Source organism: Dyella psychrodurans (assembly GCF_003363265.1).
Taxonomy (GTDB): Bacteria; Pseudomonadota; Gammaproteobacteria; order Xanthomonadales; family Rhodanobacteraceae; genus Dyella_B; species Dyella_B psychrodurans.
The window spans coordinates 1045884-1063852 of the sequence record NZ_QRBF01000001.1 but is presented as its reverse complement, the minus strand read 5'-3'; the positions used below and the strand labels follow the sequence as shown (position 1 = coordinate 1063852).

Annotated in this window: 16 protein-coding genes and 1 pseudogene; 11 read left to right on the top strand and 6 right to left on the bottom strand. The window is 62.9% G+C overall.

What is annotated here, in order from left to right; genetic code table 11:
• Positions 1–23 precede the first annotated feature (23 nt).
• The 5 genes from DWU99_RS05045 to DWU99_RS05025 all read left to right on the top strand — a co-directional run bounded on the left by DWU99_RS05045 (position 24) and on the right by DWU99_RS05025 (position 6598).
• Entirely contained in the window at positions 24–1505 is a 1482-nt protein-coding gene (locus DWU99_RS05045; RefSeq protein ID WP_115476870.1) for an NAD(P)H-hydrate dehydratase, read from the top strand.
• On the top strand, positions 1498–1956 hold the full coding sequence (gene tsaE / locus DWU99_RS05040; protein ID WP_115476869.1) for a tRNA (adenosine(37)-N6)-threonylcarbamoyltransferase complex ATPase subunit type 1 TsaE: 459 nt from the start codon (positions 1498–1500) through the stop codon (positions 1954–1956). The genes DWU99_RS05045 and tsaE overlap by 8 nt, the downstream gene beginning before the upstream one ends.
• Positions 1957–2156: 200 nt before the next feature.
• Entirely contained in the window at positions 2157–3755 is a 1599-nt protein-coding gene (locus tag DWU99_RS05035) for an N-acetylmuramoyl-L-alanine amidase (protein WP_115476868.1), read from the top strand.
• A gap of 28 nt (positions 3756–3783) precedes the next feature.
• Positions 3784–5604, top strand: coding sequence for a DNA mismatch repair endonuclease MutL (mutL, locus tag DWU99_RS05030; RefSeq protein WP_115476867.1), 1821 nt, complete (start codon positions 3784–3786; stop codon positions 5602–5604).
• 70 nt (positions 5605–5674) lie between these two features.
• Complete coding sequence (locus tag DWU99_RS05025; RefSeq protein WP_115476866.1) at positions 5675–6598, top strand: DUF1684 domain-containing protein; 924 nt, start codon at positions 5675–5677, stop codon at positions 6596–6598.
• A 51-nt stretch (positions 6599–6649) separates the two neighbouring features.
• Here the strand turns inward: DWU99_RS05025 and DWU99_RS05020 are convergent, their stop codons facing one another.
• Positions 6650–7432, bottom strand: coding sequence for an enoyl-CoA hydratase/isomerase family protein (locus DWU99_RS05020; protein WP_115476865.1), 783 nt, complete (start codon positions 7430–7432; stop codon positions 6650–6652).
• A 174-nt stretch (positions 7433–7606) separates the two neighbouring features.
• On the opposite strand from DWU99_RS05020, the gene bamJ reads away from it, so the two are divergent.
• The 3 genes and pseudogenes from bamJ to DWU99_RS05000 all read left to right on the top strand — a co-directional run bounded on the left by bamJ (position 7607) and on the right by DWU99_RS05000 (position 10021).
• Entirely contained in the window at positions 7607–8359 is a 753-nt protein-coding gene (gene bamJ, locus DWU99_RS05015) for a BamJ family beta-barrel-assembly machinery protein (protein ID WP_233510874.1), read from the top strand.
• A gap of 35 nt (positions 8360–8394) precedes the next feature.
• Positions 8395–9176, top strand: a pseudogene (locus DWU99_RS05005) (NUDIX hydrolase).
• The gene (locus DWU99_RS05000; RefSeq protein ID WP_115476862.1) at positions 9173–10021 is read left to right on the top strand and encodes a sulfurtransferase; all 849 of its coding nucleotides are present in this window, start codon (positions 9173–9175) and stop codon (positions 10019–10021) included. The pseudogene DWU99_RS05005 and the gene DWU99_RS05000 overlap by 4 nt, the downstream one beginning before the upstream one ends.
• 27 nt (positions 10022–10048) lie before the next feature.
• Here DWU99_RS05000 and DWU99_RS04995 read toward each other — a convergent pair whose 3' ends face one another.
• From DWU99_RS04995 to uvrA, 5 genes are all read right to left on the bottom strand, one after another.
• Complete coding sequence (locus DWU99_RS04995) at positions 10049–10804, bottom strand: enoyl-CoA hydratase/isomerase family protein (RefSeq protein WP_115476861.1); 756 nt, start codon at positions 10802–10804, stop codon at positions 10049–10051.
• Between the two features lie 47 nt (positions 10805–10851).
• Positions 10852–12312, bottom strand: a complete 1461-nt coding sequence (locus DWU99_RS04990) for a DUF4139 domain-containing protein (protein ID WP_115476860.1) — start codon at positions 12310–12312, stop codon at positions 10852–10854.
• Positions 12313–12402: 90 nt separating this feature from the next.
• Positions 12403–12828, bottom strand: coding sequence for a VOC family metalloprotein YjdN (yjdN, locus tag DWU99_RS04985; RefSeq protein WP_115476859.1), 426 nt, complete (start codon positions 12826–12828; stop codon positions 12403–12405).
• 59 nt (positions 12829–12887) lie between these two features.
• On the bottom strand, positions 12888–13316 hold the full coding sequence (locus DWU99_RS04980; protein ID WP_115476858.1) for an acyl-CoA thioesterase: 429 nt from the start codon (positions 13314–13316) through the stop codon (positions 12888–12890).
• A complete protein-coding gene (uvrA, locus tag DWU99_RS04975; protein WP_115476857.1) occupies positions 13313–16204 on the bottom strand; it encodes an excinuclease ABC subunit UvrA in 2892 nt (963 codons plus the stop codon). Before uvrA ends, DWU99_RS04980 begins: the two co-directional genes overlap by 4 nt.
• Positions 16205–16680: 476 nt before the next feature.
• Here uvrA and DWU99_RS04970 point away from each other — a divergent pair, with 476 nt between their 5' ends.
• The 3 genes from DWU99_RS04970 (at position 16681) to rpmA (ending at position 17917) form a co-directional block, all read left to right on the top strand.
• The gene (locus DWU99_RS04970) at positions 16681–17202 is read left to right on the top strand and encodes a DUF2059 domain-containing protein (protein ID WP_115476856.1); all 522 of its coding nucleotides are present in this window, start codon (positions 16681–16683) and stop codon (positions 17200–17202) included.
• 122 nt (positions 17203–17324) lie between these two features.
• A complete protein-coding gene (rplU, locus tag DWU99_RS04965; protein WP_115476855.1) occupies positions 17325–17639 on the top strand; it encodes a 50S ribosomal protein L21 in 315 nt (104 codons plus the stop codon).
• Between the two features lie 20 nt (positions 17640–17659).
• A complete protein-coding gene (gene rpmA, locus DWU99_RS04960) occupies positions 17660–17917 on the top strand; it encodes a 50S ribosomal protein L27 (protein ID WP_115476854.1) in 258 nt (85 codons plus the stop codon).
• Positions 17918–17969 lie beyond the last annotated feature (52 nt).

Sequence of the window (17969 nt, the reverse complement as noted above, 5' to 3'; positions counted from 1 at the left end):
TAATCGCTGCCTATAATCGGCCGATGCAGGCACAGGCGCATCACCGCGATCTTTATACCGTCGAGCAAGTTCGCGCGCTCGATCGGCGGGCTATCCACGATCTTGGCATCAGCGGTTTCGAGCTTATGAGCCGCGCGGCAACCGCCGCGTTCGCTGCCCTGTGCCGTCATTGGCCGCAGGCGCGGCGCATTGTCGTGTTCTGCGGCCCCGGCAACAACGGTGGCGACGGATACCTGCTGGCCAGTCTTGCGCACGGCTCGGGCATGCTGGTCGACGTGATCGAACTGAGCGATGCATCTCGCGGTGATGCCGCTGCGGCGCGGGATACCTGGCAGCGAAGCGCGGACAATACGCATCACTGGCATCAGGAGGGATCGCTGCCTCATGCGGATGTGTATGTCGATGCACTCTACGGCACCGGGTTGAATCGTGCGCCCGAATCGGCGGCGGCATTGATCGAACAGATCAACGCATCAGGCGTACCCGTGCTGGCGCTGGACGTACCGTCGGGATTGAATGCGGACACCGGTGATTGTCCCGGTGCAGCGATCAATGCGCAGCTCACGGTGAGTTTTATCGCTGCCAAGCGAGGGCTGTACACCGGGCACGCGGCGACCAAAGTCGGAGCGTTGCAGATCGATACTCTCGGTTTGCCGGACATCCTTTGGCAGGGCATGCCTACCGATGCGACGTTGCTCGAAGCGATGCATCTGCCGCCGCGCACGCGCGATGCCCACAAGGGCGATAGCGGACATGTGCTGGCCATCGGCGGCGATCACGGCACGGCGGGAGCCATTCGCCTCTGCGGCGAGGCGGCGTTGCGTTCGGGGGCGGGACTGGTCAGCGTCGCCACGCGCGGCGACAACCTTATTGCGCTCAACAGTGCGCGCCCGGAATTGATGGCGCACGCCGTTCACGGCCCACAGGAGCTTCAGCCGTTGCTGGAACGCGCTACGGTGCTTGGCGTGGGTCCCGGACTGGGGCAGGGCGCTTGGGGGCACGCGTTGTGGTTGACGGCGCTCGATAGCGGCAAGCCTTTGGTGCTGGATGCCGATGGGCTCAATTTGCTTGCGCGTGAAACGCGGAGCTTCACCGTCCCGGCCGTGTTGACGCCGCATCCGGGCGAAGCGGCGCGCTTGCTCGATACTACGACCGCGGCTATTCAACGTGACAGATTCGCTGCGGCGCGCGCACTGGCGCAGCGCTATCACGCCGTGGTCGTCTTGAAGGGCGCGGGTAGTCTCATTGCTCATCCGGATGGACGTCTGGACGTCTGTACATGGGGCAATCCAGGCATGGGGAGCGGTGGTATGGGGGATTTGCTGACCGGTATCGTCGCGGCACTGATGGCACAGGGGTGTTCCGCATGGGACGCCGCTCGCATGGGCGTGGGGCTGCATGCACGTGCCGGCGATCTGGCTGCGCGTCTCGGTGAGCGTGGCCTGCTGGCGAGCGATTTGCTGGAGCCCTTGCGCACTCTCGGCAACGGACTTGAGCATGTCTGAGCAGCAGTGGGAGCTTGTCGACGAAGACGCCACGCGCGCCTTGGGCGCACAGCTCGCTGGCGCGCTGGACGACGGATTGGTGGTGTATCTGCGTGGCGAACTGGGGGCCGGCAAAACCAGCTTCGCCCGTGCGTTGCTCACTGCCCTGGGCGTGGGAGAGCGCATCAAAAGTCCCACCTACAGCCTGATCGAGGGTTACCAAGCCAGGGATCGAGCGGCCTGGCACCTGGATCTCTACCGCATCGCCGATCCAGGCGAATTGGAATGGCTGGGTCTGGATGCGCTTGCCGATCCGGCAGCGCTGGTGCTGGTCGAATGGCCCGAACGGGGAGCTGGCGCCCTGCCGGCAGCCGATCTTGAGCTGGAACTCGCTTATCAGGGGCTGGGGCGCCGCGCGCAGTTGCGGTCGCGCACGCAGCGGGGGGAACGACTGCTGGCTCGTCTGCGCTGAAACGCCTTCGATCGGCCGAATCGCGCTAAGTATTCGTCCCGCCTGGGAAAACTGAACGACCTGCGGTCGGTCAGCTTGCCTGCGAAATGCGGGGCTTAGGGCCGATAGCTTGAGCCGCTGTGACAAAAGGCCTGCAGGTTATGGAAATTTAAAGGAAAACCTATTGCATTCAAGAAGGCCGTGCGCTTCAATGCACCGCCATGAGGGGATTCCTGACCCGCGTTATCTGTCTGACTGGCGCCGCGATCATCACCGCGGTGCCCAGTGGCGTGCTGCACGCCGCCGACGTGAAGAATGCCCGCGTTTGGGCGGGGTCCGAATACACCCGTGTGGTTTTCGATCTCTCTGGTCCGGCCAAGTACAAGCTCACCCAGGAAGGCGATCAGGTCGTCCTTGAGATGAGCGACAGCCGCATCACCGGCCAATTCGCGCCAGCTTCGCAGGGCTTGTTCAAGGGCCTTAGCAGCACGCGCCAGGGCGGTTCCGTGCGTTTCACGGCTTCCGTGGCACCCAACAGCCAGCCCAAGACCTTCATGCTTGGTCCCTCGGGACAGTCCGGCTATCGCCTGGTGCTCGATCTGTATCCGGGCAGTGCCACGACGGCGACCAAAGCGGACAAGCCGGCTGCGGTGGATACAGTTGCAACACGCGAGCATGTTGCAACGCCCGCGCCGGCGGCCTCGACGGCTCCCGCGCACGACGATGCGACAGACAGTGGCGCCGACGAACAGGCTGCTGCTCCTGCCCCCGTCACCATCAATGCGGCTAGCAAGCTCACCACCCGCAAGGGCGTGACGACTCGCCAGGCGGCCGTGCTCCTGAACAGCCAGCGCCAGGTCGTTGTGGCGGTCGATGCCGGTCACGGCGGCAAGGACCAGGGCGCGCACGGTCCTGACGGACTGCTGGAGAAGGACGTGACCCTGGCCGTCGCTCGCGACCTCGCTGCCCAGATCAATCGCCAGCCGGGCATGAAGGCCATCCTGACCCGCGATGGCGACTACTTCATCCCGCTCAAGCAGCGTTATGAGATCGCGCGGCAGAACCAGGCGGATCTCTTCGTCGCCATCCATGCCGACTCCTACAGCAGCAGCGACGCGCGTGGTTCGTCCGTATGGGTGCTTTCCTCGCGCGGCAAGAGCTCGGTGGCGGCGCAGATGCTGGCGGACCGTGAAAACAGTTCGGACTTGATCGGTGGCGTGTCGCTGGCGGCCGAAAACGACAGCCTCGCCTCCGTGCTGCTGGACATGCAGCAAGGATGGGCGGTACAGGCCAGCGAAACCGTGGCCCAGAACGTGCTCAACGCACTATCCGCGCTAGGCCCGACCCATCGGGGCTATGTCGAGCACGCCAACTTCGTTGTGCTGCGCTCGCCGGATGTGCCATCGATCCTGGTGGAGACCGCGTTCATCAGCAATCCGGTGGAAGAACACAAGCTGCACGATCCGGCGCATCAGGAGCAGCTGGCCACGGCGGTGATGGACGGCGTGAAAGGTTATTTCATGAGCAACCCTCCGCCCGGCACCTGGTTCGCAGCGGAAGCCGCGCGCCGCAAGGGCGTCGTGGTCGATGCAGGCACCGAAATCGCCGCGGTCGGCAAAGCTAAGAACAAGGTCGCCATGGATGGATCGTCGGCGCCGGCCGATGCCGATGTGCGCGATATGCATCGTGTCACCGCAGGCGAGAGCCTGCGCAGCATCGCCAAGCAATACGGCGTAAGCGTGGATTCGCTCAAGAGCATCAACGGCATCAGCAGCGACAGCGTCCACGCCGGCATGATGCTGGAGATTCCGGATAGTTGACGCAGGCGCCGGCTGTTAAGCTTGCAGCATGCCCCGGATCCGCCCGCTTCCCCCCGAGCTCGTCAACCAGATCGCCGCCGGCGAGGTCATCGAACGGCCGTCGTCGGTCGTGAAGGAACTGGTCGAAAACAGCCTCGACGCCGGTGCAACGCGTATCGAAGTCGACATCGAACTCGGCGGCGCACGGCTGATTCGCGTGCGCGACGATGGCGATGGCATTGCTCCGGACGATCTCCCTCTGGCGATCGCCTCGCATGCCACCAGCAAGATCGGCAGTTTCGACGATCTGGAACACGTCGCGAGCATGGGCTTTCGCGGCGAAGCGCTCGCATCGATGTCGTCGGTGGCGCGTTTCGCCATGACCTCGCGTCTGCGCGGATCGGATAGCGCGTTCCGCATTGAGGTCGACAGCGGGCGCATGCAGGCAGCGCGTCCTGCGCAGCATCCGCAAGGCACCAGCGTGGAGCTGCGCGATCTTTTTTACAACGTTCCCGCGCGACGTAAATTTCTTCGCGCCGAGCGCACGGAATTCGCGCATATCGACGATCTGCTCAAGTCGCTGTCTCTGGCGCGCAGCAATGTCGAATTCCGTTTGAGTCATAACGGCAAGTCGGTACGCGTGTGGAAGGCAGCTCGCGATGAGCATGCCATGTTGATGCGCGTGGCCGACGTGCTGGGCGATGAATTTCCGCAGCAGAGCCTGCGCATCGATCACGCCACGGCAGGCATGCGCCTGTCGGGTTGGGTGGGTTTGCCCACGGCATCGCGTCCGCAAGCGGATGCGCAGTATTTCTACGTCAACGGCCGGCTGGTGCGTGATCGCGTCGTGGCGCACGCCGTGCGCCAGGCGTATGCCGACGTGCTTTTCCATGGGCGGCATCCGGCATTCGTGCTGTATCTGGAGCTGGATCCCGCCGGCGTGGATGTCAACGTGCATCCGGCCAAGCATGAGGTGCGCTTTCGCGAGCAGCGCCTGGTGCACGATTTCCTGTTCCGCACCTTGCATGAAGCGCTGGCGGAGACGCGCGCCGGACAAAGTGTTCAAACTGAAAGCGCAGCGTGGACGAATGCACCGGTGCAAGTCGTGCCTGCAGCGCAGTCGGCAGGCGGCCAATCGATGGGGTGGCGCGGCGCATTTGCGCAAAGTCACCTGCAGCTTGGCGTGCGAGAGGAGCCTCTGGCCGATTACGCCAACCTGTTGGGGAATGTTGCCGCCAGCCAGCCCGAACCGTTGCCGTCCATGGCGTCTGCCAACGACGGCGACGTGCCGCCGCTCGGCTATGCCATAGCGCAACTCAAGACGATCTACATCCTGGCCGAAAATGCACACGGACTTGTGCTCGTCGACATGCATGCGGCGCATGAGCGCATCACCTACGAAAAGCTCAAGTCCGGTCGCGTGTGCAGCAATCTTCGTTCGCAGATGCTGCTGGTGCCTTTGTCGGTAGCGGTAAGCGCCAAAGAGGCCGCGGCCGCCGAGGAGCATGGCGAGGCGTTGGCCGACTGGGGGTTGGAAATTTCGCGCAGCGGGCCGTCGGCCGTGGTGGTGCGGCGCATTCCCGCCTTGCTCGAAGGCGCCGATGTCGCCGAACTCACGCGCAGCGTCCTGGCGGAACTTGCCCAGCACGGCAGCTCCCGTCAATTGCAGGAAGTGGAAAACGAGTTGCTGTCGACGATGGCCTGCCATGGTTCCGTGCGCGCGGGGCGGCGGCTCACGCTGCCGGAAATGAACGCATTGCTGCGCGAGATGGAAGCCACCGAACGCTCTGGCCAATGCAACCATGGCCGTCCGACCTGGGTGCAGGTCAACATGAGCGAACTGGATAAGCTATTTCTGCGTGGTCGTTAGGCGGCGCTTGTACCGCCTTCAAAGAGACGTCCATACTGGATGCTCCTTGCATCGCGCGGAGCAAACCCCCATGTGGCGTCATGTTGTTCTTGCCGGATTGATACTGAGTACTGGAGTCGCCCTCGTGCATGCCGATACCCCCAACCAGACGACTGCGCCGGATGCTTATCAGCAAAGCATCGAGCAATGGCGTGCACAGCGCGTTGCAAACCTTACCGGGCCGACGGGCTGGCTCAGCCTGATCGGGCTGGAGTGGTTGCAGGAAGGCGCCAATCGCGTGGGCAGCGCCTCCGACAATGACGTCGTGTTGCAGGCAGGGCCCGCGCATCTGGGTGTCGTGACGCTGGACAAAAAAGGGCAGTTGCACATCACGCTGGCCGATGGCAGCGATGCGAAAGTCGATGGCAAATCCGTGCACGAAGCGGCGCTGGTCGACGATATGCACGTCACCGGCGACGCCGCGCCTACGACGGTGACGTTCGGTACCGCGAACTTCTACGTGATCGACCGCGAGGGCCGCAAGGCGCTGCGCGTGAAAGACAGCACGGCTCCGGCGCGGCAACATTTCCTCGGGATCGATTACTTCCCGATCGACGCTTCGTGGCGCATCGTGGCCGACTGGGTGCCCTTCAACCCGCCGCACGATCTGCAGATGGGTTCGGTGATCGGCACCATCGATACGGTGAAGGTGCCGGGCAAGGCTGTGTTCCAGCGCGATGGGCACACTTACGAATTGCTGCCGTACCAGGAAGAGCCGGGCGGAGAGTTGTTCTTTGTGCTCGCCGACCGTACGTCGGGTCACGAGACCTATGGCGCGGCACGTTTCCTCTACGCCGCGCTGCCGGTGAATGGCAAGGTCGTGCTGGACTTCAACAAGGCCTACAACCCGCCGTGCGCATTCACGTCATTCGCAACCTGTCCGTTGGCGCCGCCGGAAAACCGGCTGGATCTGCGCATCACCGCCGGCGAGAAGAAATATCGCGGCGCACATTGATGGCCGCATAAAGAAGGGTGGGGCGCGATGACGCACCCACCCCTCGCGAGATCATTTTCCTTTGAACACGCCTTTGCGCTTCTCTAGGAAGGCGCTGGTGCCTTCGCGCATGTCCTCTGTCGCAAAGGCCAGCGCGAATGCCTGCGTCTCGAATTCCAGGCCCTGGTCGATGGACGTCTCGCCACCTTGCAACACGGTATCCAGGATGCCGGCGGCAGCCAGCGGCGCGGCCGCGGCAAGCTGGTCGGCTAGCGCATTGACCGTCTCGTCCAGCGCCTCGGGCGCCACGATGCGGGTGACCACGCCCAGTTCGTAAGCGCGCTGCGCGGTGATCGTGCTACCGAGCAGGCAAAGTTCCAGCGCGGCGCTGCGCCCAGCCAGACGCAGCAAGCGCTGCGTGCCGCCGAACCCCGGAATCAGGCCAAGATTGATTTCAGGCTGGCCGAACTTGGCTTTTTCGCTTGCCACGCGCAGGTGGCATGCCATGGCCAGTTCCATGCCGCCGCCCAGAGCGAATCCCTGAATGCGTGCGATTACGGGTTTTCCCAGCCGCTCGATCGTGCTCATGAGCTTTTGTCCGGTGCGCGAAAAACCTTGCGCCTGGACCGGCGTATAGCCGTTCATCTCGCTGATGTCCGCGCCGGCGACGAACGCCTTCTCGCCTGCGCCAGCCAGCACAACGGCACGAACCGCGTCGTCCTGCGCCGCCTGCGTGAACGCCAGGGTCAGCTCGTTCAACGTGTCGCGATTGAGCGCATTGAGCTTATCGGGCCGGTTGACGGTGATCGTACGCACGGCATCGCGGTTGCCGATTTCAAGATTGCGGTAGGCCATGCTCGACTCCGTATTGAAGATAAAGCACTGATTTTAGCAGCGGGAACCTTTTCTGCCTCCAGGCGTTCTCAGACAGACTCTTGACAGTGACAATCGGTCGGCACAGCTGCAGGAAGCGGCGGAACCGCTTAGGATGGCGGCTTTGGCCGTATGCTTGCCGCCATGGAGAATGTAATGGCACACACGCGTAGGCTGGTCCCAGGCATCATGTTGCTTGCTGCGTTCGCGGCACAGGCACAGGGGCCGGCTGCACCCAGTTCGCCGCCGCAGCAACCGCCCACGGTCAAGCTGGACAAGTACAAACTTTCGTACGCCATCGGATATCGCATCGGAACCCAGTTTTCCGACGGGGATGTTCCGGTGGATATGGCTGTGCTGCAGAAGGCCATCGCGGACGCCTACGCCAAGCGAGCTCCTGCGGTGTCCAAGCAGGACATGTTCGACCAGCTGGTGAGCCTGGGCGAGCGCATACACGACCAGGCGATGGCCGAGTTTAAACGCATCGCCGCCGACAACCAGCGCAAGAGCAACGAGTACATGCAGCACAACGCCGCGCAGCCGGGCGTGGTGCAGTTGCCGTCGGGTATTCAGTATTCGGTCATCAAGCAGGGTGACGGCACCATCAATCCCGGTATCGATAGTTTCGTGACGGTGAATTACCGCGGCATGCTGGTCGATGGCACGGAGTTCGACAGCACTTATGCGCATGGCAAGCCGGCGAGCTTCCCCGTGGACAAGGTCATCCGCGGCTGGCAATACGTGATTCCGCGCATGCACGTGGGGGATCGCTGGAAGGTGGTGATTCCGCCGCAGCTGGCGTACGGCGAGCAGGGCGCGTTGCCACGCATCGGGCCCAATCAGGCGCTGGTGTTCGATATCGAGCTTCTGGACATCAAGCCGCCGAATCCGCAGGTGTCGGGCCCCTGACGCGGCGATAGCGCCTGCGCTAGCATGTCGGGTGCATGTCAAACGATTCCCAGCTTCCTCTCCTAGCCATCTTGAGCCCGTGCGTCGGCGTTTGCCAACTTGATCCGCGCGGATACTGTCTCGGCTGCTATCGCACGGGCGATGAAATCGCCCGCTGGCGCGGCATGAGCGATGCCGAGCGCTCCCATTACCTGAACGAAGTGTTGCCTGCACGCGAGTCCGCATGATGGATGCCCTGTTGCGCGCGCTGCGGCCGCTGTCGCAACCGCCGACAGCGCCGGGATGGAATCACGCCCAGATGGTCGAACTGCTTGGCGATACGCCGCTTCGCCCTGCGGCGGTGTTGATGGGTTTTCGCGATGCCGAGCAACTGCGGCTGGTGTTTACCGTGCGCACGGATCACTTGAGTTCGCACGCGGGACAGGTTTCCTTTCCGGGCGGTCGTACCGATCCTGCCGATGGCGATGCCGTGACGACGGCGTTACGCGAAAGCGAAGAAGAAATCGGCCTGGATCGTGCGCTCGTGACGCCACTCGGCTATCTGGATTGCTTCGAAACCATCAGCGGCTTCTGCATCACGCCCGTGGTCGCCCGCATCGCGCCCGAGGCGAGCTATCGTCCGGCACCCGATGAGGTGGCCGAAGTGTTCGAAGTACCCCTGGCGCACTTCCTTGAACCAGCGAACCTGAAACGCTATGTGATGGAATACCGCGGCCATCGCCGCGAAATGGTGGAGTTCGAGCGCACCGGTCATCGCATCTGGGGCGCCACCGCCGCGATACTGCTGAACCTGGTGCAGAGGATGGAAAGCGCATGAAAAATACGCTGATTTCGGTCGATGAACTGGCTGCGCTTTCGCCAGGCGATGTATTGATCGCCGACTGTCGTCATGACCTGTCCGATGCGGACAAAGGCGAGCGCGATTATCGCGAAGGCCATATCCCCGGAGCGGTATTCGCCAGCCTGGATCGCGATCTATCCGATCTCAGCCGCGTGCCGCTGGGCCTGGGGCGCCATCCCTTGCCGTTAGAAGAGAACTTTTCGGCGTTGTTGGGGCGGTGGGGCTGGCGTCCGGGTCTGCAAGTCGTGTGCTACGACGCGGGCAACGGCGCGCTGGCCGCGTCGCGACTGTGGTGGTTGTTGCGATTGACGGGTGCGCGCGAAGTCGCCGTGCTCGATGGCGGTTATGCGGCGTGGACGGCCGCGGGCAAGCCGGTGTCGCAAGAAACACCACGGCGCGAGGCGACGCAGGTGGCGTTGCACTATGACGCAAACCAGGTGTTGCTCGACCACGCGGTCGTTGGAGGACTGAAAACGGATCTGCTGCTCGACGCGCGCGCGACTCCGCGTTACCGCGGCGAAGTCGAGCCGCTCGATCGGGTGCCCGGTCATGTTCCGGGAGCGGCGAATCGTCCTTTCACTGACAACATGCAGGCTGACGGCCGCTTCAAGCCAGCGGACGTGTTGCGGCAAGAATTCCTCGCTGTGATCGGAAACCGCCAGCCGGACCATGTGGTGCATATGTGCGGGTCCGGCGTTACCGCTTGCCATAACCAGTTGGCGATGGAATACGCGGGGCTCGCGGGTTCGCGTCTTTATGCGCCGTCGTGGAGCGGATGGATCAGCGATCCGTCGCGCCCCGTGGAAACGAGCGCCGGGTGAAGCCGGCCGCCCGTCCAGTCGCAATCATCAATCCTTCTTCTTGAGGCGTGCCACCAACTGCCGTAGCGTCGCCTGCGTATCTGCATGGAAGAAGGCATCAACGAAGGTATCGATCGGCAACGCATCGACATTGGCATACGTGCTCATGAGATCGGCACGCGCGATCTGGCGCGTTGCCAGCATGGAGTGCGCGGGTAGCGCCAGTGTCTCGTTGAGCCAATGCAATGCGCGTGTGACGACCTGGTCCACGGCGGCGAGTTCGTCCACGAAACCGCAGGCCAGCGCCTGTTCGGCGTCGATCAGCGAGCCGGCAACCAGTAAGCGTTCGGCGCGGTATGCGCCCACGATGCGTCGCAGTGCCATCTGAATACAGTCGGGTGCGACCAGGCCTACCTGCACTTCGTTCAAACCGATGCGATAGGCCCCATGGGCCATCACGCGGTAATCGCAGAACAGCGACAGCACCGCGCCGCCGGCAGGACTATGGCCGGTGATTGCCGCCACAACGGGTACGGGCGAATGCGCGAGTGCTGCGCATGTCACGAAGAATTCGCGCCAGAACTCGCGCACGTCGGCACGATCTTTCGTGAGCAACTCCGGTACGTCCACGCCCGCGGAAAACATGCCCGGCGTACCCGACAGCACGATGCCGCGTGCACCGTCACGCACGGCGTCCGCGAGTGCACCCTGCAGCGCACGCAACAAATCCAGATTCAGTGCGTTGACGGGCGGACGCGCCAGCTGAATTTCGGCGGCGGCGTCGTGCTTGACGAGGTTGAGCATTTCGGGCTCCAAAAAGTGGACAGCGTACCGCGAACGATGTCCGGTGATCAGGGTTGCGGTTGGACGTCGGCGGTCCAGGTGTAGCGCACGCCGTAGTCGAGCACGGCCTTGCCGTTGGCGGGCACGTCGACGCGGAATTCAAGAGAATCCGTGGTCTGTTTGCTGGGCTTCACGCTCGACGATGCGACCGTCCACTCCCGCCAGCGATTCGGATGCTCGCGCACGGTAACCGTGCGCGCCGTATCGCCGGCGTTGGTCAGCGTGATGCGAAACGCTTCGTCCATGGTGCGTCCGTTCCGGTCGGCATGGAAGCTGGTGCGTTCGCGGGTGCCGCGCAGGTCGAAGGCTGTGCCCAGCGTGATGGTGGCATCGCTGCCTTTGGGCGTGTCGTTGATGCGGCCTTCGCCGATGAATTGCGGTACGCCGTTGCGATCGGCCGTCAGCACGCGAAGATATCCGGCAGGCAGGCTGTCGAAGGCCGTGAATCGCAGCGTGCTGATGATGGTGTTGTTGCTGTCGGTATTGAAATCGAGGTTGAGCATCGGCTGCGGCGGCATCCAGTTGCCGCCGTTTTCGTAAAGCGCGGTGCGTTCGCAACCCATCGTGCGCGCTGCGTACAGCGGTACCTGGCTGATGCTGCCATCGGGCAGGTCGACGGGCGCGGGCAGGGCATAGCTGCGGTAATCGGCCATCGAGGATTGCTCAGGCAATGCCGCCGGTGCGGCAAGCGCCTTGGCGGCAAACGCCATCGACATGGGGCGCGGTCCCGTCGCCTTCGCGAAATTCGGCTCGCCTGCGATCAGGGTGAGCTTGGCGCCGTTCCAGTCGCGACCGCTGCGGTTCGCGATGCTCGCACGCGATTCGAATTGCATGTTGCATGCGTTGCCCGGCTGCAACGTCGCGACATAGGCCGCACGCCAGCCGATACCCGAGGTGGGGTAGCTCAGCACGGCATTGGCCTGGCCGCTGCGCGATGCATCGACGCGCAGGCGCAAACTCGAACCGGTAGGGAAGTTTCCGCCTTCCGTATTCACGGCGGCATACTGGCGAATCAGCGTTGTGCCGTTACTGCCGCGAACGACGAGTCCGTCTCCGCCGGCGCGCAGCAGCGTGCCATTTGCCAGCGGCTGGCCATTGTCACCGAGGACGCTGATGTTGCTGCCTGTGAGACCCGTCAGTGCCGCATTGGGGCCTTGGCCAAGCAACAAGCGTTGTGAAACGACCTTGGCTTCGCCGCCCGGAAAACCAAGTGCCATCGCCTCGGCATCCAGATAGTTCGGCAGATCGCTCAGCACCAGGTCGTGAAGACCCGATTCGAGCGTGACACCGCGTTGTTCGCGCACGACGGCATAGCCCTCGTTGGCATCGCTGTCTCCGCTGCTCGCGTATAACCCCGGGCTGTCGCTGCGATACAGCGTGATCGATGCGCCATCGGCAGCCCAGGCATACGGCGCGCTACACAACGTAGCGAGGGCGAAAGCCAGAACGGTTCGATGCCTGATCGTCATGGTGCACTCCCTTGGCGGATGATGCAGCCGATCATAACGAGCAGGATGCGGCGGCGTATGTGCCGCCGCAGTTGACCGTTCCTTCGCGCTTCAGGACTTGTTCTGGTGCTGCACGTTGACCATCCACGGCACGCCGAACTTGTCCACCAACATGCCGAAGCCATCGGTCCAGAATGTTTTCTGGAACGGCATGGTGACCTTGCCGCCTTGCCTCAGGGCGTTGAAATACTTTTCGCCCGAAGCGACGTCGTTCGCAGTTACCGAGAGGCTGAAACCCGAGTGCGAAACCTTCTCCTCGCCCGCCTGACCGTCGGACATGAGCAAGTGCGTGCTGCCGATGGCCAGGGCGGCGTGCATGATCTTGTCGGCAACCTCGGGCGATGCCTGATATCCATCGCCAGGCGGTGCGTCCTTGAAGCGCATTTTCATCAATTCCTGCGCGCCGAGCGCATCGCGGTAAAACGCGATAGCTTCCTCGCAACGACCGTCAAAGAAGAGATAGGGCTGAATTTCCATATGCTTGGCTCCTGAGGGTTGAGAAGTGTTCTGTGCAAGCAGAACACGAGGGTCTTGGATCAACCTGACGCGGCGTCTCTGACTGCCTGCGGCAACGGCACGGATTTGCCGGTGGTCGGATCCATCCACACCATCACGACGTGACCGTCGCAATAAAGCTTGTCGCCGGACGCATCGACGATCCGATGAGCGATCGTCATGGAGCTATTTCCCTGCCGCGCGCAAGTCAGTTCGACGCGCAGTTGTCCCGGCCATTCGATCGGCAGGCGATAGTTGAGTTCGCTGGCCACCATCACCGGCACGGCATGTTCGGAAGCCCAGCGTCCCGGAATGCGCTGCAGCCACTGCACGCGCGCTTCTTCCAGATAGGTGAGGTAGGTCGAGTTGTTGACGTGATTGAACGCGTCGAGATCGCGCCAGCGCACGCTGATATCGGCGATGCACAACAAGGGCATGTTTGCGGGGAGGGAGTCGGATGCCGTATTCATGAAGCTACTTTGCGTTTGGCCTTGACTTTACCGTTCTCGATATTGGTGCGCGCCGTCTTGGCTGGCTTCAGATGCGGAGCCAGGAAGCGGCCGGTGTGCGAACCCGACGTCGCCGCCACGGTTTCCGGCGTACCGGTGACCAGAATCCGTCCGCCACCGGCGCCGCCTTCCGGACCGAGATCGACGATCCAGTCGGCCGTCTTGATGACGTCGAGATTGTGTTCGATCACCACCACGGTATTGCCCTGGTCGACCAGCTGGTGCAGCACGTCGAGCAGCTGCTCGATGTCGTGGAAGTGCAGGCCGGTGGTGGGTTCGTCGAGGATGTAGAGCGTGCGGCCGGTGTCGCGCTTGGACAACTCCTTGGAAAGTTTCACGCGCTGCGCTTCGCCGCCCGAAAGTGTGGTCGCGCTTTGTCCGAGCTTGATGTAATCGAGACCGACCGCGCGCAATGTATCGAGCTTGCGCGCGATGACGGGTACGTTCTCGAACAACTTGGAGGCATCCTCCACCGTCATGCCGAGCACGTCCGCGATGGTGTGTCCCTTGTAGAGAATCTCCAGCGTCTCGCGGTTGTAGCGCTTGCCGTGGCAGACGTCGCAGGGCACGTACACGTCCGGCAGGAAGTGCATTTCCACCTTGATCATGCCGTCGCCTTCGCAGGCTTCGCAACGTCCGCCGCGAACGTTGAAGCTGAAACGTCCCGGCGTGTAGCCGCGCGAACGCGCTTCGGGCACCTGGGCAAACAGTTCGCGCAGCGGCGTGAACAAGCCCGTGTAGGTGGCGGGATTCGAACGCGGCGTGCGACCGATCGGGGATTGGTCGATATCGACAACCTTGTCGAACAGTTCGAGTCCTTCGACGGATTTGTACGGTGCCGCTTGCGTCGTCGAGCCGTTCAACTCGGCGGCTGCGAGAGCAAACAGCGTATCGTTGATCAGGGTGGATTTGCCCGAGCCCGAAACACCGGTGACGCACGTGAACAAGCCTGCAGGAACGGCCAGATCCACATGCTTGAGGTTGTTGCCGTTCGCGCCCTTGAGATAAAGCCACGAATCCTTGTCGAGCTGTTCGCGGCGTTCCGTGGGAACCTTGATCTCGCGTTTGCCGGACAGGTATTGGCCGGTCAGCGAACGCGACGAGGAAAGGATGTCTTTCAGCGTGCCCTGCGCCACGATCTCGCCTCCGTGAACGCCGGCGCCGGGGCCGATGTCCAGGACGTGATCGGCCGCGCGAATCGCATCTTCGTCGTGTTCGACCACGATCACCGTGTTGCCGAGATCGCGCAGACGCGTGAGCGTTCCGAGCAGTCGTTCGTTGTCGCGCTGATGCAGGCCGATGGAAGGCTCGTCCAGCACATACATCACGCCGACCAGGCCCGCGCCGATCTGCGAGGCGAGGCGGATGCGCTGCGCTTCGCCGCCGGACAGCGTATCGGCCTGGCGATCGAGCGTGAGGTAATTCAAGCCGACATCGTTGAGGAAGCTCAGACGCTCGCGAATTTCCTTGACGATCTTCACCGCGATTTCGCCGCGCCAACCGGACAGCTTCAGCGTGTCGAAGAACGCGAGTGCATCGTCGATGGAACGTGCCGTAAGCACAGGCAGCGCGTGATCGGCGACGAATACGTTGCGCGCCGAGCGGTTCAAACGCTGGCCACCGCAATCGGGGCAGGGATGATCGCTGATGTACTTCGCCAGTTCCTCGCGCACCGCCGGGGATTCGGTTTCTTTGTAGCGCCGTTCCAGGTTCGGCAGGATGCCTTCGAAGGCATGCTCGCGCGTCACCTTGCCGCCGCGTTCGGTGAGATAGCGGAACGCTATCTTTTCCTTGCCGCTGCCGTACATCACCGCTTGTTGCACCGTCTTGGACAGCTTCTCCCACGGCGTATCGACATCGAAACCGTAATGGTTCGCCAGCGACAGGATCAGCTGGAAATAATGCGCGTTGCGACGGTCCCAGCCGCGCACGGCACCGCTGGCGAGCGACAGTTCCGGATGGCTGACGACGCGCTCCGGCGAAAACACCTGGGTCACGCCCAGGCCATCGCAGGCCGGGCAGGCGCCGACCGGCGAATTGAACGAGAACAGGCGCGGCTCGAGTTCGGGCAGCGAGTAATCGCACACCGGGCAGGAGTAGCGCGACGAGTAGAGCTGCTCGCTGGCCTTGGGATCGTCCATGTCCACCACGATCACCAGGCCATCGCCCAGCCGGAGTGCCGTTTCGAACGATTCGGCCAACCGCTGCTTGATGTCGTCGCGCGGACGGAATCGGTCGATGACCGCTTCGATCGTATGCTTTTGACGCAAGGTCAGCGGCGGCACCGCATCGAGGTCGTACACCGCGCCATCGACGCGCGCACGCACGAAACCCTGCGCGCGCAACTGCTCGAACACCTGCACATGCTCGCCCTTGCGTTCGCGGATCACCGGCGCCAGCAGCATGAAACGTTTTTCGGGGTTCAGGGCCAACGTGGTGTCGACCATCTGGCTGACCGTCTGCGCCTCCAGCGGAATGCCGTGGTCGGGGCAGCGGGGCGTGCCCACGCGGGCATAGAGCAGACGCAGGTAGTCGTATACCTCGGTGATCGTGCCCACCGTGGAACGAGGGTTGTGCGAGGTGGATTTCTGCTCGATCGAGATGGCGGGCGACAGACCTTCGATATGGTCGACGTCCGGCTTCTCCATCATCGAGAGGAATTGCCGCGCGTAGGAGGATAGCGACTCGACGTAACGACGCTGCCCTTCGGCGTAGATGGTGTCGAACGCCAGCGACGACTTGCCCGAACCCGACAGACCGGTAATCACGATCAGACGATCGCGAGGCAGGTCCAGGTCGATGTTCTTGAGATTGTGCGTGCGGGCGCCCCGGATGCGGATGGTGTCCATGACGCAGAACCATTGGGGAATAGATCACTATACCAAGCCAGTGCGCCCGGTCTGCGCCATGGGTGTAAAAACCTGCTGACAACGTTATGTCAGTAGCCGCGTTTGTGGTCCACCTAGGGACGCTCTGATCAATTCTTCGTAGGCGTCACCAGTCCTGTCTGTTCGCAAGCCGTAGGGCCGTCGGCGAAGGCAGACTGGCCGTCTGTCGAGACGGCGGGCCGAAGGCATGCGGACAGACAGGACTGGCCCCAACGTGCTGAATTTAAGTGATGGGGTGATGTCCAGAAGGCCCGCAGGCTGCGCCGCACGGCTTGGCAAGACGGCCAGTCTTCCCGGCGCCGTGCAACACAGCCTGCGGGCCTTCTGGACATCATGCCGCCTACGAAGAATTGATCAGAGTGTCCCTAGGCAGCGATGTGCGGGGTGACTATGCTCGACCGCTATTTCCCGATTCCCGTGACTGCGGAGGGTTCGACATGACGGCTGGCAAGTGGCTGATGGGCGTGGGTGCGTGCATGGCGTTGGCAACGGGTTCCGTCCTGGCGGCGCAGCCGACGGAAGCGCAGGTGCGGGAGCTGATGCAGGTGATGGACGTGCCGGACCAGTTCACCGTGATGAACAAACAGATGGCGGCGATGATGAGCCAGCAGCTGCCCTGCGTCCCGGCCAGCTACTGGCAGACCTATATCGACAAGAACGGGCAGGAACAGCTGATCAAAGCGATGATTCCCGCCTACCAGCACCACTTCACCGCCGACGAAGTGGCCGGGCTGATCAAGTTCTACCGCTCGCCGCTGGGCCAGAAGCTCGTCTCGGAGATGCCCGCGACCATGACAGAGGCCGCGCAGAGCGGCCAGCAGTGGGGCCGCCAACGCACGTCGGACATGTTCTCGGAACTCCAGAAGGAGGGCAAGCTGGACGCCCAGGGGCGCTGCCTCGGGACCGGATCGGACAACCCGCCCGCAGCGTCGCCCGGAGGCGGCTCGGGCCAGCAGTGACCCCGGTTCGGCGGCTGGTCACTTGTTGACCAGCCCAGCGCCTGATCGCTATAATCCTCAGTTCGCTGCGTCCGAATAGGTCGCGGCGAACCCAAGAGAATAACGACAGAAGGGCTATTCCCATGAGTTATGCAGTCATTAAAACCGGCGGCAAGCAATACCGCGTCCAGCAGGGCGATGTCCTGCGCGTGGAACTGCTGAACGCCGAAGAAGGCGCCAGCGTGAAGTTCGACCAGGTGCTGCTGGTCGGCTCCGGTGAAACCATCACCGTCGGCGCCCCGATCGTGGCCGGCGCCACCGTGAGCGCCACCGTGCGCAAGCATGGCCGCGCCGACAAGGTCCGCATCATCAAGTTCCGCCGCCGCAAGCACCACAAGAAGCAGCAGGGACATCGTCAGCATTTCACCGAAGTCGAGATCACGGGCATCAACGCCTGATACAGCCGGAGTAGACAGTCATGGCACATAAAAAAGGCGTAGGTTCATCCCGCAACGGTCGCGATTCGAACCCGAAATACCTCGGCGTGAAGATTTACGGTGGCCAGGCCATCCAGGCCGGCAACATCATCGTGCGTCAGCGCGGCACCAAGTTCCATGCCGGTACCGGCGTGGGTCTGGGTCGTGACCACACGCTCTTTGCGCTGGTCGACGGCACGGTCGAGTTCAAGACCCGCGGCGAGAACAACCGCAAGTACGTCAGCGTCGTCAAGGGCTGATCCAGCTCTCACGCTGCGACGAAGGCCCCGCTCCGGCGGGGCTTTTGTTTTA